Annotated in this window: 17 protein-coding genes and 2 riboswitches; of the genes, 5 read left to right on the forward strand and 12 right to left on the reverse strand. The window is 63.9% G+C overall.

Going from position 1 to position 19892, the window contains the following annotated elements; all coding sequences use genetic code 11:
* Positions 1–16 precede the first annotated feature (16 nt).
* On the reverse strand, positions 17–1795 hold the full coding sequence (locus AB4Y63_RS13510) for an ABC transporter family substrate-binding protein (RefSeq protein WP_441791575.1): 1779 nt from the start codon (positions 1793–1795) through the stop codon (positions 17–19).
* Positions 1796–2266: 471 nt separating this feature from the next.
* Here AB4Y63_RS13510 and AB4Y63_RS13515 point away from each other — a divergent pair, with 471 nt between their 5' ends.
* A complete protein-coding gene (locus tag AB4Y63_RS13515; RefSeq protein WP_441791576.1) occupies positions 2267–3253 on the forward strand; it encodes a patatin-like phospholipase family protein in 987 nt (328 codons plus the stop codon).
* Between the two features lie 92 nt (positions 3254–3345).
* On the opposite strand, the gene AB4Y63_RS13520 is transcribed toward AB4Y63_RS13515, so the two are convergent.
* The 4 genes from AB4Y63_RS13520 to AB4Y63_RS13535 all read right to left on the reverse strand — a co-directional run bounded on the left by AB4Y63_RS13520 (position 3346) and on the right by AB4Y63_RS13535 (position 8703).
* On the reverse strand, positions 3346–5094 hold the full coding sequence (locus tag AB4Y63_RS13520; protein ID WP_441791577.1) for a dipeptide ABC transporter ATP-binding protein: 1749 nt from the start codon (positions 5092–5094) through the stop codon (positions 3346–3348).
* Positions 5091–6041 (reverse strand): ABC transporter permease, encoded by a 951-nt coding sequence (locus tag AB4Y63_RS13525; RefSeq protein WP_441791578.1) that lies wholly within the window; start codon positions 6039–6041, stop codon positions 5091–5093. The genes AB4Y63_RS13520 and AB4Y63_RS13525 overlap by 4 nt, the downstream gene beginning before the upstream one ends.
* Positions 6031–6960 carry an ABC transporter permease gene (locus AB4Y63_RS13530; protein WP_441791579.1) on the reverse strand — a complete coding sequence of 310 codons (930 nt, stop codon included), beginning with the start codon at positions 6958–6960 and terminating at the stop codon, positions 6031–6033. The genes AB4Y63_RS13525 and AB4Y63_RS13530 overlap by 11 nt, the downstream gene beginning before the upstream one ends.
* Before the next feature lie 129 nt (positions 6961–7089).
* Entirely contained in the window at positions 7090–8703 is a 1614-nt protein-coding gene (locus AB4Y63_RS13535) for a peptide ABC transporter substrate-binding protein (protein ID WP_441791580.1), read from the reverse strand.
* Positions 8704–9067: 364 nt separating this feature from the next.
* On the opposite strand from AB4Y63_RS13535, the gene AB4Y63_RS13540 reads away from it, so the two are divergent.
* Together AB4Y63_RS13540 and AB4Y63_RS13545 are read left to right on the forward strand one after the other, a co-directional pair.
* A complete protein-coding gene (locus AB4Y63_RS13540) occupies positions 9068–9715 on the forward strand; it encodes an alpha/beta hydrolase family protein (protein ID WP_441791581.1) in 648 nt (215 codons plus the stop codon).
* A gap of 37 nt (positions 9716–9752) precedes the next feature.
* The gene (locus tag AB4Y63_RS13545) at positions 9753–10565 is read left to right on the forward strand and encodes a CPBP family intramembrane glutamic endopeptidase (protein WP_441791582.1); all 813 of its coding nucleotides are present in this window, start codon (positions 9753–9755) and stop codon (positions 10563–10565) included.
* Between the two features lie 137 nt (positions 10566–10702).
* Here AB4Y63_RS13545 and gcvP read toward each other — a convergent pair whose 3' ends face one another.
* The 5 genes from gcvP to AB4Y63_RS13570 all read right to left on the reverse strand — a co-directional run bounded on the left by gcvP (position 10703) and on the right by AB4Y63_RS13570 (position 17096).
* Positions 10703–13651 carry an aminomethyl-transferring glycine dehydrogenase gene (gene gcvP / locus AB4Y63_RS13550; protein WP_441791583.1) on the reverse strand — a complete coding sequence of 983 codons (2949 nt, stop codon included), beginning with the start codon at positions 13649–13651 and terminating at the stop codon, positions 10703–10705.
* Between the two features lie 61 nt (positions 13652–13712).
* Entirely contained in the window at positions 13713–14084 is a 372-nt protein-coding gene (gene gcvH, locus AB4Y63_RS13555; RefSeq protein ID WP_441791584.1) for a glycine cleavage system protein GcvH, read from the reverse strand.
* A 65-nt stretch (positions 14085–14149) separates the two neighbouring features.
* The gene (gcvT, locus tag AB4Y63_RS13560) at positions 14150–15289 is read right to left on the reverse strand and encodes a glycine cleavage system aminomethyltransferase GcvT (RefSeq protein ID WP_441791585.1); all 1140 of its coding nucleotides are present in this window, start codon (positions 15287–15289) and stop codon (positions 14150–14152) included.
* Between the two features lie 69 nt (positions 15290–15358).
* A riboswitch (glycine riboswitch) is annotated at positions 15359–15461 on the reverse strand.
* A 1-nt stretch (position 15462) separates the two neighbouring features.
* Positions 15463–15560: riboswitch (glycine riboswitch) on the reverse strand.
* Between the two features lie 137 nt (positions 15561–15697).
* Positions 15698–16135, reverse strand: a complete 438-nt coding sequence (locus AB4Y63_RS13565; protein ID WP_441791586.1) for an SRPBCC family protein — start codon at positions 16133–16135, stop codon at positions 15698–15700.
* 166 nt (positions 16136–16301) lie between these two features.
* A complete protein-coding gene (locus AB4Y63_RS13570; RefSeq protein ID WP_441791587.1) occupies positions 16302–17096 on the reverse strand; it encodes a helix-turn-helix domain-containing protein in 795 nt (264 codons plus the stop codon).
* A 77-nt stretch (positions 17097–17173) separates the two neighbouring features.
* On the opposite strand from AB4Y63_RS13570, the gene AB4Y63_RS13575 reads away from it, so the two are divergent.
* Complete coding sequence (locus AB4Y63_RS13575) at positions 17174–17692, forward strand: VOC family protein (protein WP_441791588.1); 519 nt, start codon at positions 17174–17176, stop codon at positions 17690–17692.
* A 9-nt stretch (positions 17693–17701) separates the two neighbouring features.
* Here the strand turns inward: AB4Y63_RS13575 and AB4Y63_RS13580 are convergent, their stop codons facing one another.
* Positions 17702–17935 carry a hypothetical protein gene (locus AB4Y63_RS13580; protein ID WP_441791589.1) on the reverse strand — a complete coding sequence of 78 codons (234 nt, stop codon included), beginning with the start codon at positions 17933–17935 and terminating at the stop codon, positions 17702–17704.
* Complete coding sequence (locus AB4Y63_RS13585) at positions 17932–18537, reverse strand: ArsR/SmtB family transcription factor (RefSeq protein ID WP_441791590.1); 606 nt, start codon at positions 18535–18537, stop codon at positions 17932–17934. Before AB4Y63_RS13585 ends, AB4Y63_RS13580 begins: the two co-directional genes overlap by 4 nt.
* Positions 18538–18645: 108 nt before the next feature.
* On the opposite strand from AB4Y63_RS13585, the gene AB4Y63_RS13590 reads away from it, so the two are divergent.
* Complete coding sequence (locus AB4Y63_RS13590; protein WP_441791591.1) at positions 18646–19818, forward strand: N-formylglutamate amidohydrolase; 1173 nt, start codon at positions 18646–18648, stop codon at positions 19816–19818.
* Positions 19819–19892: the final 74 nt, after the last annotated feature.

A 19892-nucleotide genomic window follows, 5' to 3' on the forward strand; every position in this document is an offset into this window, starting at 1 on the left:
CCGGTTCATGTCGCGATTACTTGACTGACCACTCCCAGAAGTTCCAGAACGGTCCGGTCTGGTTGCCCATGAACTTCACTCCGTCGATCTTGCTGCTGGTTCCGAAGATGCCGGGCAGCTGGAACAGCGGAAGACCGTAGGCGTCATCGAAGGTCTGCTTGTCAATCTGCAGCTCCAGGTCGGTCAACGCCGACTTGTCGAGAGTTGACTGAGTTTCGATTGCCAGGTCGCCGGTTCCGTCGTAGTTGTTGTAGTTGCCACCGCTGCCGACAGGTCCGAAGATCTGCGGGATGCCTGAGGTACCGGCACCGGGGGCAATCCAACCGAACAGCACGGCGTCGTACGAACCGTCGCCGAGCTTCTTGCTCCAGTCGGGCGAACCCGCATCCACAATCTTGAAGCCGGCCTCAGTGGCCGAGGCGAGGATGGCCTGGAACTCGTCGACCCGGTTCGGGTTCGTCGTGTTGTACATCAGCTTGACCTCGGGGGTCTTGCCGGCCAGGAGCGCCTTGGCGCCTTCGATGTCAACCTTGCTGTACTCGCTCGACCCGTTGTTCTTGACGGTGGCGGCGTACTCCTCCTGGTTGGGCAGGAAGAGCTGCGAGTCGAGCACCTTGGCGTCGGGGTTGACCGGCGTCACGATCGCGTCGAGGATCTGCTGACGCGGGATCGTCTTCAGGAACGCCTGACGCACGCTCTTGTCGGCGAAAACACCATCGGTGCTGAACGTGAGGTCGAGGTGATCGTACGAGACCTGGTCGCCCGAAAGAATCGTGGCGTTCGCGCTCTGCAGTGCGGCGAGGGTGTCTGCCGACGCCTGCGGGTTGATGATGTCGACCTCGCCGTTCTGCAGTGCCGTGACCTGGGCGTTCGCGTCACCGATGATGCGGAAGACGATCTTGTCGACCTTCGGCATCAGGCCGGCAACGTAGTGCTCGTTGCGGGTCATGGTGAGCGACTGTCCCGGGGTCCAGGCCGACAGCACGAACGGGCCGCTCGCGACGAGAAGGTCGGGGTCGGACGGGAAGGCCGTGAGGTCATAGCCGGTGTTGACGAAGTCAGCAGCCTTCTTGAAGTCAGCGTTCGGCGCGGCCGGCGCTGCCGGGTCGCCCTTCGGAAGTCCCTCGATCAGCTTGGTGAGGTCGGCTGCCGAAGCGAGACCGGCCTTCTTCGCCACAATGTGCGCCGGCTGAGCGATCGGGTTGACCAGCTCCCAGTCCACGTAGGGCTTGGAGTAGACCAGTTCGATCGACTCATTGTCGTCGCCGACCGTTGGGTACGCCGTCGTGTCGAGGCCGGCCGTGCTGGCCGCGATCGAGAAGTACTGGTTTCCGCTGGTGACCTCGCCCGATGCCGGGTCGATGGTGGCGTCATCGTAGTACCCAGAAGCGATGGCCCAGGCCAACACCATGTCGTCGGCGGTGATCGGCTCGCCGTCAGACCACTTGAGGTCCTTGTTGAGGGTGTACTTCACCGTCAACGGGTCGTCGGAGGTCTTTTCCATCTTGCCGAACTTCTCGTCGTGAACGATCTTGAAGTTGTTGTCGATGTACTGGAATCCGGTGCCGTACGAACCGTTCAGGTATCCGACCTGGCCGTTCGTGTCGAGGTTGCCCTGGGGGGTCTGTGAGTTAAGCGATGTGAACTCGTTGACGACGGCAACCGTCGCCGTTCCCCCTGCTGCAGCCGTCGGCTCCGTCTTTGGTGCGGTGGTGCAACCGGACAGCGACAACGCTGCAACCCCGGCTATGGCAATCGCAGTGACTGCCAGGCGAGCCTTTCCCTTAATGCGCACAGTTCCTCCTCGTAAGAGAGCGTGACGCCAGGCGCAACGAGTGCACCTGGCGTTCGATTACAGATGACCCTAGTTACAACGCTGCGAAATTGACCCCAACAAGGGGCCAATCGTTACCAAGCAGTGACGTGAACGCCGCATTGTTGCGCCTCTCCGACAAAGGAAGCACGAAACGGCCATCCGGTTGCGTCGAAACGCTACAAAATGCTCAACCGTGTGGTATGCGCCCCGACACTCCACTGAAGTCAGTGAGATCGGCGGCGTTTTCACGAGCGAAACGGCAACCCGGCTCTACAGGATGCGCAACTCATCGCGGGCGTGCTAGCGTCGTGGCGATCGTGATCTATCGGCAGGAGGTGAGCCCCATGAACGCAGTATCCGCAATGGGTGCTCCCCCGCAGTGCACGATCGCGCGACTGACGTAGTCGCCACAGGGAGCGCCCTTCAGGCAATTCGCGAAAGGCGATTCCCATGAACACAACACCTTTTTCAACAGGGCACTTCAGCTCGTCGACGGCCTCCGACCGGCCGACATCCGACCAGGCCCGGCAGCAGGCCGACGATGCACGGCCGGTGCGCGGGCGAGCGTTGGTCCTCGGCGGTGGTGGATCAGCAGGCAATGCCTGGCTGATCGGCGTCATCGCCGGTCTCTTCGATGCCGGGTTGGACGTGACTGAGGCCGACCTGATCATCGGCACCTCGGCCGGAGCAACGGCCGCGGCACAGATCACGAGCGCACATCCGACCCGACTGCTCGCCGACATCCTGTCCGCTGCACCCCCGCAGCGGCCCCGCCCGGCCGGATCTAACCGTGGATCTGGTGCCCTGCGACCCGTGTCCGACCAGATGCGGAGGACGAGCGACATCATCGCCGCCGCTGAAGATGCGGCCGATATGCGCCGGAAACTGGGTGCGGCAGCGCTCGAATTGGATGCGATGTCGGACGGCTCCGGGCAAACGCAGTGGCGCGCCACCGTCGCAGCCCGACTGCCCAACCAGCACTGGCCGCAACGAACGATCCTCCTCACGGCGGTCGACGCCCAGACCGGGGAACCCGTCGTGTTCGACCGCCACAGCGGGGTCGACCTGGTGGATGCCGTCGCCGCGAGCTGTGCCAGTGGCACTCCCCACCGGATCGGGGACAACCGTTTCATCGACGGCGGCTACCGGCGATCCAGCGAGAATGCCGATCTGGCAGCCGGATACGGGCGGGTGCTGGTGCTGTCACCGTTTGGCGGCCGATCACGGGCACCGCTGGAATGGGACATGCATCTCGCAGCGCAGGTCGACGAACTCAGCGCCGGCGGCAGTCGAGTCGAGATCATCGTGCCGGACAGCACCTCACTCGACGCATTCGGCAGCAACATGATGGATCTGTCGACGCGTCCGCCCGCTGCTCGAGCGGGCTACGACCAAGGCAGAGCCTGTGCCGAGCAACTCACGGAGTTCTGGCGCTGACGCCCCGAATCAGTGCATCGTGCGTTAACGCCGCTGGGCGGCACCACAGTGTGGTGCCGCCCAGCGGTTGAGGGTGCTCCCCCGAGTGCGTTCTAACGCCCGAACTCGAAGTTTCCGCCGGGAATGGCGGCCAGGAGTTCCTGCGTGTAGCTCTGCTGCGGGTTGTCGAAGACCTCATCGGTCGTCGCCGCCTCAATGATCGAACCCTTCTTCATCACGCAGACGTTGTCTGCGATCAAACGCACGACCGCGAGGTCGTGAGTGATGAAGAGGTAGGTGAGACCGAGTTCGCTCTGCAGCTCGGTGAGCAGGTTCAGAACCTGACCCTGCACCAAGACGTCAAGCGCCGAGACCGCCTCGTCGAGCACGAGCACATCCGGCTTCAACGCCAGAGCGCGTGCCACGGCGATGCGCTGACGCTGCCCGCCCGACAATTCGCTCGGGTAGCGGTAGCGGGTCGACGCCGGCAGCGACACCTGGTCGAGCAACTCGAGTACCCGGGCCTGGCGTTCCTTCGCCGTGCCGACGCGGTGCGCCAACAACGGTTCTGCAATCGTGTTACCGACGTTGTACTGCGGGTCGAGCGAGCCATACGGGTCTTGGAAGACCGGCTGCACACGGCGACGGAACTTCAGCAGGTCGGCGCCCTTCAGCCCGGCGACATCCTGACCGTCGAACTCGATCCGGCCGCTCGTGATGCTCTCGAGTTGCAGAATCAGTTTCGCGACCGTGGACTTGCCCGACCCGGATTCGCCGACGAGAGCCGTCGTGGTGCCTCGCTGAATCCCGAACGAGACCTCGTTGACCGCCTGCAGCTCCTTGTACTTGAGGCCCTGCTGACGAATGCGGTAGGTCTTGGAGACCGACTGCACCGAGATCAGATCGGTCGCCGGCGCTGCCTCTTCACGCGAAGCGGCACGAGCGATCAGTGTCTCATCGAGTGAGCCTTCACCGAAGACCTCCCGGTCGATGGCACCCGCGCTCTTGGCCGTCTGGATTCGACGCGACGCCAGGCTCGGCGCAGCAGAAACCAACCGCTGAGTGTACGGATGCTTCGGGTTGGCCAGGATCTCCTGTGACGGCCCCGACTCGACGACCTTGCCCTTGTACATGACGACGAGCTGCTCCGCACGTTCCGCGGCGAGGCCGAGGTCGTGCGTGATGAACAGCACCGAGGTGCCATAGTCACGGGTGAGGGTGCCGAGGTGGTCGAGGATCTGGCGCTGAACGGTGACGTCCAGAGCGCTCGTCGGCTCGTCGGCAATCAGCAGCTTCGGACGCGACGACAAGCCGATCCCGATCAGCACCCGCTGGCGCATGCCACCGGAGAACTGGTGCGGATACTGCTTGAGTCGTTCGGCAGCATCGCTGAGGCCGGCCTCCTGCAGAACCTGGATGGTGCGCAGGCGCACATCCTTGCCCTGGGCGACATTGTTGGCCCTGATCGCCTCTTCCACCTGGAAACCAATGTTCCACACCGGGTTGAGGTTCGACATGGGGTCCTGCGGCACGTAGCCGATCAGGCGACCACGCACATCCTGGATCTCCTTCGGCGACAGCTTGGTCAGGTCGCGACCTTCGAAGAGAATCTGACCACCTGTCACCTGACCGGTGCCGGGAAGCAAGTCGATGATCGACTGTGCGGTCGTCGTCTTGCCGGAACCTGACTCCCCCACGATGGCCAAAGTCTGACCGGCGTAGAGGGTGAGGTCGACACCGCGCACCGCGGGAACGAGCCCGCGCTGCGTGCGGAATCCGACCTCGAGGTTGCGGATCTGCAGGAGCGGTGAGTTCGAGGTGTCAACGTGCTGACCCTCGGTTTCATTGAGGAGAAGTGTCATCGTCGGGCCCTCGCCGCCGGGTCAAGAGCGTCGCGAACAACGTCGCCCAACATCAGAAATGAAAGCACAGTGATCGACAGCGCCGCAGACGGGTAAAGCAGAATCTGCGGGTTCGTGCGAATCGACGTCTGCGCCTGAGCAATGTCGTTGCCCCAGGACATGACATTCGGCGGCAACCCGATACCCAGGAACGACAGGGTCGCCTCGGCGACGATGAACGTTCCCAGCGAGATCGTCGCGACCACGATCACCGGAGCGATCGAGTTCGGAACCACGTGCCGCACCAGAATGCGGAACTTCGACACACCGAGAGCGGTCGAGGCCATCACATAGTCGGACTGGCGCGCACTGAGCACCGCACCACGCATGATGCGGGCGATCTGCGGCCAGGCGAAGATCGACAAGACCAACGCCACGGTGACCGGCGTGCGCTCGGGCAGCACCGACATCAGCACGATCGCACCGAGCACGGTGGGGATCGCGAAGAAGATGTCGCCAACGCGCGAGACGAACGTGTCGAGGAACCCACCGTAGTAACCGGCCAGCGCACCGATGATCACACCGCTGATCGTGACGAGCAGCGTCGCCAGCACACCGACCATGACCGAGGCCTGGGCCCCGAAGATGATTCGCGAGTAGACGTCACAGCCCTGGCGAGTGAATCCGAGCGGATGCCCGGCTTCCGGTCCACCGTTGCTGTTGGCCAGCTGGCAGTTCAGGTTCGGCGAGACCTGGGCGAACAGCCCAGGGAACGCCGCCACGACCAGAATCAGCACGATCAAGGCCGACGAGATCCAGAAGGAAGGACGTCGACGCATCGCATCCCAAGCATCCGCCCACGTACTGCGGGCTTTCTCGGAATCGTCGAGACGGTCGATCGGGGCGATCGGTGTCTCTTCGAGTGGCGCGACGTAGTGTTCCTGGGATCGGTAGTTTCTATTTTGCATAGCGGATCCTCGGGTCAAGCAGTGCGTAAAGCAGGTCAACGAGCAGGTTCGCCACCACGAAGATGATGACCATCACCGCGATGAACGACACAACCGTCGGGCCCTCGCCGAGCTTCACTGCTCGGTAAACGGTCCCGCCCACTCCGTTGATATTGAAGATTCCCTCGGTCACGATCGCACCGACCATCAACGAACCCAGGTCAACACCCAGGAACGTCACGACGGGAACCAGCGAGTTACGCAGCACGTGCACGGTCACGACGCGGCGGCGGGACAAACCCTTGGCCGTTGCGGTGCGCACGAAGTCGGCGTTGAGGTTGTCAGACACACTCGCGCGCGTGAGCCGCACGATGTAGGCAAACGACACGGATGCGAGCACGATAGCGGGCAGGATGAGCTCGCTGTACGGCGCATCACCACTCACGGTCGTTCGCGCCCAGCCGAGTTGAACGCCGAAGACGAACTGCAGCACGAAACCGATGACGAACGTCGGCACCGAGATGAGCAGCAGGCTCACGACGAGAGCACTCGCGTCGAACCACTTGCCCTTGCGCAGACCGGCGATCAAGCCGATCAAAACGCCGAACACTGCCTCAAAGAACAAAGCAAGGGTGGCCAGTCGCAGGGTGATCGGGAAGGCATCGGCCATGACGTCGGCGACGGGGCGTCCGGAATACGTGGTTCCGAGATCGCCCTGGAAGAGGCCGCCGATGTACATCAGGTACTGAACGATGAAGGGCTTGTCCAGGTTGTACTCGGCCCGAATCGCCTCAATCACATTAGGGGCCGGAGGACGGTCGCCGTACAGAGCGGCGATCGGGTCACCCGGCAGTGAGAACACCATGAAATAAATCAGGAATGTCGCACCGAAGAAGACGGGAAGCATCTGGAGAATACGTTTGCCGGTGTACCACAGCATTAGCATCCTCCGTTGTTAGGAAGGAGCATTGAGATCACAATCGCTGAATGATCCAGGTCACCCGGCTGTCCGAGGCGCGAACGCGCGCGGACAGCCGGATTACCCCGGAATCTGGGTTAGTAAGAAGGACTAGCCCTTGGTGATCTCGTAGTACAGCGGCACGGAGTCCCAGCCGAACACGACGTTGTCAACCTGGTCAGACCAGACACCGACGACGTTGGAGTACCACAGCGGAACGGTCGCCAGGTCGCTCAGCATAACTTCCTGTGCAGCCTGGAACTTCTTCGTCGCGTCCTCGACGGTCGGCGCGGTTGCGCCTTCCTTCAGCAGCTGGTCGAACTCGGGGTTGCTGTAACCCTCGTAGTTGCTGCCTGCACCGGTCTGGTACAGCGGGGAGAGGAAGTTGAACAGCGACGGGTAGTCACCCTGCCATCCGGAGCGCACGGCGCCGGTCAGCTTCTGCTGCTCACGGTCATCGAGCGAAGCGGCGAACGTCGGGTACGGCTTGCCGACGGCCTGGATGCCCAGCGTGTTGACGATGCTGTTTGCCACAGCGTCGACCCAGGCCTGGTGTCCACCATCGGAGTTGTACGCAATGTCGAAGGTGCCGGTGTACGGAGAAATGGCGTCAGCCTCGGCCCACAGCTTCTTCGCTTCGGTCGGGTTGTACTCGAGAACCTCGGAACCCTTGAGCTTGTCAGAGTAGCCAGCGATAACCGGCGACGTGAAGTCGGTTGCCGGGGTACGGGTGCCCTGGAAGATGACCTTCGTGATCTCGTCGCGGTTGATCGACATCGAGATGGCGTGACGACGCAGCTTGCCCTCTTCACCACTGAAGTGCTCGAGGTAGCCCGGGATGTTCATCGCCTGGAAGATAGCGGCCGGCTGGTTGACCGAACGGTCGCCGAACTCTGCCTTGTAGGTCTCGAACGCGGAGTCAGGAACTGCGTCGAGAACGTCGAGGTTCCCGCCCTGTGCATCGGCGTAGGCCGGGTCCAGGGTGCCGTAGAAGATGATGCTCAGGCCACCGTTTTTGGGCTTGCGCACACCGTCGTACTTCGGGTTCGTGACGAGATCGATCTTCTCGTTGTGGACCCAGGCCTTGTCGGAGGCCAGCATGTACGGGCCGTTACCGATCGGGTTCTCGCCGAACGCCTTCATGTCGGCGAGGCCGGCCTTCGGGATCGGCATGAACGCCGAGTAGCCGAGGCGCAGCGGCCAGTCAGCTTCAGGGGCGAGGAGGTCAACCGTGAAGGTCGTGTCGTCGACAACCTTGAGGCCGGTCAGTGCAGAGTCAGCTTCACCTGAGTAGCCGACGATGTTGTCGAAGAAGTACGAAGCGCCCTGGGCGTTGCTGGCCAGTGCTGCGTAGTTCCACGCGTCAACGAACGAGTTCGCATCGACGGGCTCGTCGTTGGTGAACGTCTGGCCTTCTTTGAGCGTGACGGTCCAGTGCTGGGCGTCATCCGACTCGATCGACTTTGCGACATCGTTGACGATCTCGCCCTTGCCGTTGTAAGACACCAGTCCGGCGAAGATCGACGTGACGATCTTGCCGCCACCCGTCTCAGTGGTGTTGGCGGGGAGCAGCGGGTTCTGCGGCTCCGAACCGTTGGTGGTCACGATAGCGGTGGCGTCGCCGGCAGATGCCGGCTTCTTCTCGCCGCTGGCGCAACCGGTGAGCGCGAGCGCTCCCGCCGTGGCCAGAGCGATGGCGACAATGCCAAGTCTCCTGTTTTTCAATGTTCCTCCAGTGCAAAAGTATGCGTGGGAGCGTCGCTTGTGGCTTCGCTTCCACGCTTGATAGTTCCAGACCCTCAGTGAGGGCGACCCAGATGAGGGCGACCTCAACGAGGGCGACCTAATAAGGGGGATGGTTAATGACCCTAAAGAGAGGCGCGCCGATTTCCAAACTCTGAGGGAAGTTGTTATCGACAGAGGGCGTTTTTGCAGCTTTTGTGCAGCCAATCCACCAATTCCGCGATCCGCTGCGTAGAAACGCAACCAAATGCAGTAAGAGGCCGGTCACTGAACGCACGTTCGGTCAGCGGGGATGCAAAGATGACCACTGCTTCTCACTGGGCGGGCGCGTTGATAGCTTCAGAGCATGGAACTCGCCGCACCCACCTCGCTCGGGCCGGGGCGCCTGACCGTCGACGTCGCATCCGATGCCCGAGCCGTGCTGTGGCTGGGCCATGGCGCCGGCGGCGGAATCGGCTCCCGCGACCTCGTCGCTCTCGCTGCCGAACTCCCCCGGAACGGCATCACCGTTGTGCGACACGAGCAGCCGTGGCGGGTCGCCGGCAAGAAGGTGGCACCGCGCCCGGCCGCACTCGATACCGCCTGGCTCGAGACCGCTCCGCTCGTGGTCGACCTCGCCGGTGGACTCCCGCTGGTCACCGGTGGACGCAGTGCCGGTGCCCGCGTCGCCTGTCGAACAGCGGATGCTGTGAACGCGGCCGCCATCGTCTGTCTCTCGTTCCCGCTCCATCCGCCCGGCAAGCCTGAGAGCTCCCGGCTGCACGAGTTGCTCCTGCCGACCATGCCGGTGCTGGTCGTACAAGGCGATCGGGACACGTTCGGCAGTGCGGCGGTCGTGTCTTCTGAAACTGCCGATCGCGCGGGCATTCGCGTGGTGGCCGTGCCCGGTGCCGATCACTCCCTGGCCGTGTTGAAGTCGTCGCCCCTCGATGTCGACGCTGTGACGGCGCTTGTGGTCGATTCGGTACTCGGGTTTCTTCAATCGGTGAGGTGATCGCGGGTCGGGCGTCGGAGATGCGAAACTGACCTTCGTGACCAACACGCTCGAACTCAATAGGACCCGGCTTCGCGTCGAAGTGATCATCGTGCTCGGGCTGTCGCTCGGGGCATCCGCGGTGTATTCGATCGTCTCGATCATCGCGAGGCTGACCGCCCCGATCCCGTTGTCGGAGCAGTCGGCTACGCTCAATGCCTCGCAGTCACCCCGCGAGTGGCTCGACTTCACGTATCAGTTCCTGGCGATCTTCTTCGATCTGTTCGGCGTCGCGCTGGTGCTCTACTTGCTCTGGCTGCCCGGAAGGAGCGCATTCCGTCGGATCGGTTTCGACTTCACCCAGCCGGGGAAAGATCTGCTCAGCGGGCTGAGCCTGCTGCTCGTGATCGGCATCCCGGGTCTCGCGCTCTATCTCGCCGGCCGGGCACTCGGCTTCACCGTCGCTGTCGTGCCGGCCCCGCTCGACACGTTCTGGTGGACGATTCCGATTCTGATCTTCTCGGCCCTGCGCTCGGCACTGACCGAGGAGCTGATCGTGGTGGGCTATCTGTTCACCCGGCTGAAAGAGTTGGGCTGGTCGAAGTGGACGATCATCCTGTCGTCGGCGACGCTGCGTGGCAGCTATCACCTCTACCAGGGCATCGGTCCGTTCTTCGGCAACGTCGCGATGGGCGTCGTGTTCGGTTGGTTCTACACCCGGTGGGGACGCACGATGCCGCTCGTGATCGCCCACTGGATCATCGACATCGTCTCGTTCGTCGGCTATCCGCTGGCATTGCTCTGGTGGCCGGATCTTCTGGCCCCCGCCCCGCCCCCGACCCCATCCCCCACGCCATCTCCAACGAACTAGTTCCCCCGATTCCAAGCTTTCCAAGCTTCCCCTTAACGCGAAACCGCAGTTGTGGTCGCTATTCCTGGCGGAAAGCGACCACAACTGCGGTCTCGCGGAACCCCACACAGGGGGCTCGCTCAGTGAGAAGCTCGGGTTTACTCGAACGCCTCCGGCGGCGGGCACGCGCAAACCAGGTTGCGGTCACCGTAGGCCTGGTCGATGCGACGCACCGGCGGCCAGTACTTGTTACGCACCAGGGTGTGCACCGGGTAGACGGCGACGGCCCGCTCGTACGGGTGCTCCCACTCCCCCTCGATCACAGACTGCGCGGTGTGCGGCGCGTTGTGCAACGGGTTGTCGTCGGCTGGCCAGACTCCGGCAGCCACGGCATCCGCTTCGGCCTTGATCGCGATCATCGCGTCGATGAAACGGTCGATCTCGCCGAGGTCTTCGCTCTCGGTCGGCTCGACCATCAGGGTTCCGGCGACCGGGAAGCTCATGGTCGGCGAGTGGAAACCGTAGTCGATGAGGCGCTTGGCCACATCGTCGACGGTCACGCCGGTGGCTTCGGTCAGTGGGYGCACATCGAGAATGCACTCGTGTGCGACCAGACCGTTGTCACCGGAGTAGAGCACCGGGAAGTGACCCTCGAGGCGCTTGGCCACGTAGTTGGCGGCGAGAACCGCGGCGCCGGTGGCCTGCTTGAGACCCTCGGCACCCATCATGCGCACGTAGGCCCACGAGATCGGCAGGATGCTCGGGCTGCCGTAGGGCGCGGCCGAAACCGGTCCGCCACGGTGCTCGATCGTGGTGCTAGAGGCATCCGCCACAGCATCTGACGATCCCGCGACCAGGTAGTGGTCGGTGCTCTGCGCGAGCGGGTGCCCGGGCAGGAACGGGGCGAGGTGCGATTTAGCTGCTACGGGGCCTACACCCGGTCCACCGCCGCCGTGCGGGATGCAGAACGTCTTGTGCAGGTTGAGGTGCGAGACGTCGCCGCCGAAGTCGCCGAAGCGGGCGAAGCCGAGCAGGGCGTTGAGGTTGGCGCCGTCGACGTAGACCTGGCCGCCGGCCGCGTGAACCGCATCGGTGATCGAGGTGACCTCGTGCTCGTAGACGCCGTGCGTCGACGGGTAGGTGATCATCAGCGCGGCGAGGTGCTCGGCGTGCTCGGCGATTTTCGCGCGCAGGTCGGTGAGGTCGACGTTGCCGAGCTCATCGCAGGCCACGACGACGACCTTCATGCCGGCCAGCACGGCGGAGGCCGCGTTGGTGCCGTGTGCGCTCGACGGAATCAGGCAGACGGTGCGCTCGGTGTCACCGTTCGAGAGGTGGAAGCCGCGGATGGCCAGGAGGCCAGCGAGCTCGCCCTGGCTGCCGGCGTTCGGCTGCAGCGAGACCGAGTGGTATCCGGTGACGTCGGTGAGCCACGTTTCGAGCTGGTTGACCAGCTCGAGGTAGCCCTCGACGTCGGCGCGCGGCGCGAACGGGTGAACTCCGGCGAACTCGGGCCAGGTGACGGCCTCCATCTCGGTGGCCGCGTTGAGCTTCATGGTGCAGGAGCCCAGTGGGATCATGCCGCGGTCGAGTGCGTAGTCGTAGTCGGCGAGGCGCTTGAGGTAGCGCATCATGCTCGTCTCCGAGCGGTGCGTGTTGAACACCGCGTGCGTGAGGTACTCGCTCGTGCGGGCGAGCTCGGCCGGGAGCCCAGAGACGACAGCGGTGAGCTCGACGTGACCGAAGGCATCCCGGGCGCCGAATGCGCCGAGAACTGCGGTCAGGTCGGCTGCGGTCGTGGTCTCGTCGACGGCAATGCTGATCGTGTCGGCGTCGACCTGGTGCAGGTTGACCCCCGACTCGGCCGCGCGGGCGACGATCTCGGCGGCACGGCCGGCGACCGTGACGCGCACGGTGTCGAAGAAGGTGTCGTTCACGACGGTCATACCCGCGGCACCGAGAGCGGCGACCAGCTGGCCGGCTCGCTCGTTCACGCGCTCGGCGATCGCCTTGAGGCCGGACGGGCCGTGGTAGACGGCGTACATGCCGGCCATGACGGCCAGCAGAACCTGGGCGGTGCAGATATTCGAGGTGGCCTTGTCACGACGGATGTGCTGCTCGCGCACCTGCAGCGACAGGCGGTAGGCGGGGTGGCCGGCTGCGTCGACACTCACACCGACGAGACGACCCGGAAGCTGACGCTCCAAGCCCTTGCGCACGGCCATGTAGCCGGCGTGCGGGCCGCCGAAGCCCATCGGTACACCGAAACGCTGGCTGGTGCCGACGGCGACGTCCGCGCCCAGTTCACCGGGCGAGGTGATGAGGGTGAGGGCGAGCAGGTCGGCGGCGACGACGGCGAGGGCGCCCTGCGCCTTCGATGCGGCGATGATGTCGGCCGGGTTCCAGACGCGACCAGACGCGCCGGGGTACTGCACGAAGATGCCGAAGTGGTCGCCGAGGCTTTCAGCAGTGGTCGACTCATCGAGCGCGACCTCGACGAGTTCGATGCCGACGGCATCCGCCCGGTTGGCCAGCAGCGCCTTGGTCTGCGGCAGCGCGTCGGCGTCGACGATGAAACGGTGGGTCGCCGACTTCGAGGCACGGCGCGTGAGCAACATGCCCTCGACGACGGCGGTCGACTCGTCGAGCATCGACGCGTTGGCCGTGGTCAGGCCGGTCAGGTCGGCGATCATCGTCTGGAAGTTGATGAGCGCTTCCAGGCGTCCCTGCGAGATCTCGGGCTGGTACGGCGTGTAGGCCGTGTACCAGCTCGGGTTCTCGAGCACATTGCGCTTGATCACGGCGGGGGTGATCGTGTCGTAGTAGCCGAGACCGATCATCGAACGCTTGACCGTGTTGCGGCCGGCCAGAGCGCGGAGCTCGGTGATGGCCTCCCGTTCCGTGGCGGCGGGAGGCAACGTGCTGTCACCCTCCGTGCGGAAGGCGTCGACGTGAATCGACGCCGGCACTGCCGCGTTGACGAGCGACTCAACCGAGTCGTAGCCGAGCGTGGCAAGCATGTGTGACTGGGCGGCGGCATCCGTGCCGATGTGCCGTCCGGCGAATTCTGCGGGTGAGAATTCCGGAGTGGAAGGAGCCTGTGACATTGAGTGAAAACCTGCGCGTTCTGGTTGGCCGGTGGTGTCTATGTGCGGGGTGGGAGGGAGATTACTCGCCGACGAGGGCGGTGTACTCGTCGTAGCTGAGCAGGGTCGGCAGTTCGGTGAAGGAGACCTTGATCAACCAGCCGTCGCCGAACGGGTCGCTGTTGACCAGCTCGGGGCTGTCGACGACGGCGTCGTTGATTTCGGTGACGGTTCCGTTGACCGGAGCGAAGAGCTCGCCGACCGACTTGGTCGACTCGATCTCGCCGACGACGGTGCCGGATGCGACGGCGGAGCCGACCGCAGGAAGTTCGACGAACACGACGTCGCCGAGCTTCTCAGCCGCGTAGGCGGTGATGCCAACGGTCGCGACGTCGCCGGAGATGTCGAGCCATTCGTGCTCTGCGGTGTACTTGAGTTCAGTCTTGTCGGCCATGGGGTGTCCTCTCGGAGGGGTGAATGGTGGAGTGTTTGTGATGCCGGGCATTTCTGCCGCTGATGCTACTTCTGACGCTTGTAGAACGGGAGCTGCGTGACGGTGGCGGGAATGCGGGTTCCGCGCACGTCAACGTAAACCTGGGTGCCCTGGCCGGCAAGCGACGGTGCGACGTAGGCCATGGCAATCGGATGTCCGAGGGTCGGCGACAGGGCGCCGCTCGTGATCACTCCGGCCGGCTCGGTCGCCTCGGCGCTGGCGAAAATCGCATAGTCGGCACGGCCGGCACGCTTGCCCTCGGCCACGAGGCCGACCAACACGCGGGCGTCGGCGCTCGGGCCTTCCTCGCTCGCGGCACGACCGATGAAGTCGGTCTCTTTGGCGAGGTTGACGACGCGGCCGAGACCCGCCTGGGCCGGGAACGTCTTGGTGCCCAGTTCGTGGCCGTAGAGCGGCATGCCGGCTTCGAGGCGCAGCGTGTCGCGGCTGGCGAGTCCGGCCGGAACCAGACCGTGAGCCTCACCGGCTGCGGCGAGCGCCTCCCAGAGCGCGAGGGCGTGAGGCACGTCGATGTAGAGCTCGAAGCCGTCCTCGCCGGTGTAGCCGGTGCGGGCGATGAGCATGGGAATGCCGTTGAACGCGCCGCGCATCGCCCGGTAGTACTTGAGCGGCTCAAGGTCTCCGTCGACGGTGAAGCCGGCGGTGGCCTGCAGGATGGCCAGCGCGTTCGGGCCTTGCACCGCGATCAGGGCGACATCGTCGCTCGTGTCGGTGACGGTCACGTCAAAGCGGGCGGCGCGGGCGGTGAACGCCTCGACGGCGGCGAATCGGTTGCCGGCGTTGGCGACGACGAGGTAGCTGGTCTCCCCCGTGCGGTACACGACGACGTCGTCGATGATGCCGCCGGCCTCGTTCAGCAGCAGGCTGTACTTGGCCTGGAGCAGGTCGATGGCCGAGAGCTTGCCGGCCAGTGCGAAGTCGAGGTAGGCACCGGCATCCGGCCCTGAGACCTCGATCTCGGCCATGTGCGACAGGTCGAACAGCCCGGCTGCGGAGCGCACGGCATGGTGCTCGGCGAGATCGCTCGAGTAACGCACCGGCATCTGCCAACCGGCGAAGTCGGTGAAGCTGGCACCGGCGTCGACGTGAGCCTGGTGCAGCGGGGAGAAGCGTTCTTCGGGCTGGTTTTCTGATGCAGAGGTCATGAGTTCTCCGGTCGTCACCACCCGGGAGGATGGCAAGAGTCGCGGGGTTCGATTGAACCCCGTGGGAACTCCCCCTCTGTCGTCAGGCCTGAGAGCTTCGTCGCGCCCCGGTGCGGGGCGGTGACTTTCACCTTGGGCGAGCTGCAGTTGTCGCAGCTACTTTTCAGAGTGGCCAGTTCGATGCGGTACGCGTACCTGAGAGATTGTCGGGGAGGATTGCTCCTTCGGTGTTCGCTCGTCTTGCGACGTCGAATTCTCCCGCATCGACCGTGATGGCCAGTTGTTAAGTTATGGGCATTGCTCGTCGCGGAGGTGCGAAAAACACTGTGATCACAGCCTAGCGGCAGATTCGGGGCTCGCACCCAAACGGTGAGGCGGTTGTCAGGCCGGCCGAGCGGCGACGGTGAATCATGTGCTGTGTTCACAGTGAGTCTTCAGCGACTTCATGGTGCGCTCGCTTTCGGCGGCAGCCATTCGCAGCAGGATCGGCTGCACCATGCGGAGCATCCCGTGGGTCGTCAGCTCACCGACCCGGGTGAGGTGTGTGCCTGTTTCAGCGGCGTCCAGGTCGTAGCGGATGAGAGCATCCAGGCTGCCGGACGGCTTGCTCTGGTGAAATTGCAGCGCGTGATCGGGCACGTCTTCGATGAGTTCGCCGCGCATTCGACCGACCATGGTCGAGTCTTCATAGGTGAGTGTTGCTCCCGCCTGAGGCGTTGGCATCTTCGTTCCGTGGTACACGGTTGAGTGCCTGAGCCAGGTCGGGTAGGCGTCGAGAGTTCGGAGGGCCGAATAGACCTGCTCGGTCGACGCGTCGATATCGATGGTGTTCGTGATCCGGACCATGCCACCGGTTTACACCTTGCCATGCGTCGGATCCACCCCGCGCCAGACAAGTGTGGCGACCAGGATCGTGCATGACGGGCGAATGATTTGACGGCGACGATGTCGACGCACTCACGATGTCGATCCTCTGGTCCGAGAGCCTTGAATCGGACAGTCAGGACGAGGACTATCGAGTGCCAGGATTGCTTCGTCGATAACTGCTGGCCGTGAGACCGAGGGTGTCGCGGAATTCATTCGCGAGGTGCGCGTGGTCAGCGTATCCGAGTACCGCCGCGATGGCGGCGACGGATATGCGGGGTTCGGTGCGGAGCAGTTCCGCAGCCTCTTGGAGTCGACGTCGTCGGATCAAGGTGAGGGGTGGGAGTCCGAAATAGCGCTCGGCCAGTCGTTGCACTGTTCGCACTGACAAGCTGAGTCGTTCGGCCACGTGTTCGACGCGGGTGATCGAAGGATCGCTGTCAATGAGGTCTGCCAGGGCGTTGGCCATGGTGCCCTCGGGTGTTGGCGCGCCAATGTTATCGACGACCCAAGCGCTGAAGGCAGAAACGGCCGGACCACGACGTGACTCACCATCGCGGTCAGYGGTCATAGCTGTGGTGACCGCCGCGCGCAGATCTGGTGCGTTGAACTCTATAGAGGAGTCACGCACCTCCCTCGGTCTTGCAACGAAGTGGGGCACGGCGGCGGGGCGCAGTAGCGCGCCAACTGCCCATCCTCGGCCCTCAAGGTCTCGAAACGATCGCCGTGTCGAAGGGCCGGAGAATCCGACGAATTCCGGATCAACAACCAGGTTGCAGGCTGGAAACGGGAGAAGCTCTTGCCGTGAAACTCGACCCGGCGCGATGTCCCATTCAGGGATCCAGAACCAACGCACCAAGCCCGAAACTCCTACGGGCGCAGGAAGTCGGTGCAGCGTCGGCAGCCGTGCCGGGTAGAGAGTCCCGCGCCATTCATTCTTCACACTGACCCCCTACATGTCACGCTGATACTGTCGTGAATCATCAAGCGAAGCTTTTCATCGGCTTCTAGATTGAAGTCATGACTGAACACACCATCCACACCGTAGCCGCGCACGGCAAGCACACCACCCACGGCGTCCCGAATGGATCATCCAGCTTGACACCGTTCTTGACGCTCGCTCGGGCCAAAGAAGCGGTCGAGTTCTACCGCGACGTGTTCGGAGCGCGGGTGGTGGACGTTGTTGAAATGGGCGGCGTCGTCGTCCACGCCGAACTCGATTTCGGTCACGGGCGATTGCAGCTTGGCGAACCAAACGCCGTCTACGGTTTGGTGCCTGCTCCCGCCGGTGATGGCGACTGCTACTCCCTTGGCCTGTACCGCGAGGATGTAGATGCCGTGGTGCGACGAGCGGAAGCCGCCGGCGCACTCATCCGCGAGCCGCTGAGCACATTCGTGTCCGGAGACCGGTTCGCGAGTATCCGTGATCCTTTTGGAGTCCGTTGGTCGATCATGACACGGGTTGAAGACGTCTCCGAGGAAGAGAGCGCACGCCGCGTCTCAGCATGGGCAGAGACTCAAACCCCGCCGGACAACTGATCAGGAAGGCTAGATGACGCGGGCGGCTCGCTTGGCCGAATCGTGTTCGCGCCGCTGGATTTCAGTGGCCCGCCTGAGCAGTCGATCGTGCTGCTCGCGACTGATGGATGCCCGATCGGCCCGCCTGCGCGCCCAGTCGAGCATCGCGAGGCTCAGCTTGACGATGAAACGGTCAATGAACCGAGGTTGAGGGTCGATGAACCGATACTGAGTCGGAGTGACTGATGCGGTCATGGTGGTCACACACTCTCCTCCCCGTCAACAACGGGGAACGCGTTGAAGTGAATCTGCACGGGGCGCAGGTGCGGGCCGGTCTGGCCGCGATACTGATCGATGTGCGCTTCGACGAAGCGGTCCCACTGCTGTGAGATTTCCTTGAGTTGTTCAGTCGTCAGCTTGAGGTTCACCGTGGAGATCACGCTGCCGGCCAACCACTCATGCGGGACCAGATCCAAACCCCGCTCCTGAAAATCGCTGAGCAGGCTAGATCGGCTTCTTTCCAACTCGCGCACGACGGTCTGGGTGACGGCCCGGTTCGCTGGGCTGTCGAATAGCTCGCTCGAGTCGAGGTTGATCGCCCCCGGCACACGAGCCCACCAGCGCTCGCGACCGGTGCCCTTGCCCGCGACCTCCCGCACGAATCCGTGGCGCTCGAGTTGACGCAGGTGGTAGCTGGTCGACCCGCTCGACTCCCCCAGTCGCTCGGCTAGGCCACTGGCAGTGAAATCACCGTAGGTCGACAACGTGTCGAGAATCTTCACCCGGAGGGGGTGCGCCAGTGCTTTCAGGCTCTCCATGTCCAGCTGACGACTGGCGCGTATCTCAGGCTGAGTGTCCTTGTCCATAATGCAAAGATAGCGTTGCAAAGAGTTGTTTGCAAGTATTTCTTTGCATCCTGAAAGATCGTCAGCCACCCCTCCCCTTCGCCGGCCCGCCTGGATAGTCTCAGAGCTATGACGGACGCAGGCGCTCCACTCTTGATTCCGGTCGGAACCGTGTTCACGGCATCCGACATCACCTTCTACGCCGACCCCGATGACCGCGACCTCGAGCAGGCGATCGAAGAGGCGGATTTGTTGGTCAGCTGCCCGCATGCGGGCGCGGCGATTCCCGAGGAATTGGCACAGTTTCTGCATCCCGCGTTCACGCGCCGGCTGCAGTTCGACTTTTCCGATCATTCGACCAGCGCGATCGTGCGGCGCTGGGCGGAGATCGATCCGCGCATCGTTTACGTTGAAAACCCGCATCCACGGATGGTCCGCGACCCCAATCGGGAGAAGCCCGCCGACCTGCGTGCCACGTTGAGGGAGGCCTTCGCCCGGGTCGCAGAGGCCGGAGCGGGCAACCCCGTCGATCTGAGCGGTGTCGACGGGGTGCGGCCCGTCACCTTCTCGAATTTTCCGCTGCTTCTCCCGCCGGTTGACGCGGCCGCCCTGAACCGGCTGGCCGACACGTTCACCGAGGTCGCCACGCACGGCGTCGGCATCTACGAGACGACCCGGGATGCCCTGATCGAACGCTTCGTTGAGATCAAACTCGAACGAGCCCGCGGCGGTGACACCCCGCACAGCTTCAGTACGCTGTCGTTCCACGACACCATGAACCACACGACGACACCGGATGGCGCGGTGGACGTTCCGCGCGACGAAGCCGACCGGTTGCCGTCCGTCGTCGCGTTGTCGAATCGGGGTGACGCCGACGGTGAGCCGCGTGGTGAGTCGCGCGGCGACGACCCGCTGACCATGCGTCCCGATCTGATGCGCAGCCTCGCCGCTGCGCACCGAATCGGTTTCGCCGTCGACTCCCCCGAGGCAGTGGCGCTCAACAAGCCGTACCTCGGTGGATTCGAGATCATCCGGGCCGGCGCTCGCTTTCGCGAACTCGCCCCGGTGGCGGATGCCGCCGGCCTCGTGCTCAGCGCCGTGCAGGCCGAGTTTCGGCGGGAGTACCTGCTCGGCCGCGCCAACACCCGGGCGATCATGCAGCCGGGAACCGGATGGGTAGATCCTGATCCACAGCGCGTGGACCGGATCGCGCAGGCATGCAAGGCGTCGTGGGATCGGTACCGTGCAGCGACGCGGACGACGGCATTTGCTTCTTCGCCCCATTCACCCCGCCGAGTTTGAGCACTGCGGTCGAGTTTCCCCGGTCTGCCAGGCAAACTCGACCGCACGTGTCAAGGTCGGCGAACAGGGTCGGC

Source organism: Leifsonia sp. YAF41 (genome assembly GCF_052113185.1).
Classification (GTDB): domain Bacteria; phylum Actinomycetota; class Actinomycetes; order Actinomycetales; family Microbacteriaceae; genus Cryobacterium.

Coding starts and splice junctions, on each gene's coding strand:
- AB4Y63_RS13515 (WP_441791576.1), top strand. CDS start 2,267: ATGAACACAACACCTTTTTCAACAGGGCACTTCAGCTCGTCGACGGCC.
- AB4Y63_RS13520 (WP_441791577.1), bottom strand. CDS start 5,094: ATGACACTTCTCCTCAATGAAACCGAGGGTCAGCACGTTGACACCTCG.
- AB4Y63_RS13525 (WP_441791578.1), bottom strand. CDS start 6,041: ATGCAAAATAGAAACTACCGATCCCAGGAACACTACGTCGCGCCACTC.
- AB4Y63_RS13530 (WP_441791579.1), bottom strand. CDS start 6,960: ATGCTGTGGTACACCGGCAAACGTATTCTCCAGATGCTTCCCGTCTTC.
- AB4Y63_RS13540 (WP_441791581.1), top strand. CDS start 9,068: ATGGAACTCGCCGCACCCACCTCGCTCGGGCCGGGGCGCCTGACCGTC.
- gcvH (WP_441791584.1), bottom strand. CDS start 14,084: ATGGCCGACAAGACTGAACTCAAGTACACCGCAGAGCACGAATGGCTC.
- gcvT (WP_441791585.1), bottom strand. CDS start 15,289: ATGACCTCTGCATCAGAAAACCAGCCCGAAGAACGCTTCTCCCCGCTG.
- AB4Y63_RS13565 (WP_441791586.1), bottom strand. CDS start 16,135: ATGGTCCGGATCACGAACACCATCGATATCGACGCGTCGACCGAGCAG.
- AB4Y63_RS13575 (WP_441791588.1), top strand. CDS start 17,174: ATGACTGAACACACCATCCACACCGTAGCCGCGCACGGCAAGCACACC.
- AB4Y63_RS13585 (WP_441791590.1), bottom strand. CDS start 18,537: ATGGACAAGGACACTCAGCCTGAGATACGCGCCAGTCGTCAGCTGGAC.
- AB4Y63_RS13590 (WP_441791591.1), top strand. CDS start 18,646: ATGACGGACGCAGGCGCTCCACTCTTGATTCCGGTCGGAACCGTGTTC.